Here is a 357-nt window from a genome sequence, read left to right on the forward strand (position 1 = left end):
TGTTGATGATCCCCACCCTGCTCGCTGCTACCGCTTGCTTCGTCGTAGCGTTCATCGCTGCACCTCCCGTCGACATCGACGGCATCCGTGAGCCCGTTGCTGGCTCTTTGATGTACGGCAACAACATCATCTCTGGTGCTGTTGTGCCTTCCTCTAACGCCATTGGCCTGCACTTCTACCCCATCTGGGAAGCGGCTTCCCTCGATGAGTGGCTGTACAACGGTGGCCCTTACCAGTTGGTAATTTTCCACTTCCTCATTGGCGTCTTCTGCTACATGGGTCGTGAGTGGGAACTGAGCTACCGCCTGGGCATGCGCCCCTGGATCTGCGTTGCTTACAGCGCACCTGTGGCCGCTG

General features: G+C 58.0%; 1 pseudogene. It reads left to right on the top strand.

Annotated elements, in window-relative coordinates:
- Window positions 1-357: pseudogene (locus AC0QKW_RS02575) on the top strand (photosystem II q(b) protein); the annotation flags it as partial.

Source organism: Pseudanabaena sp. PCC 9330 (assembly GCF_055795045.1).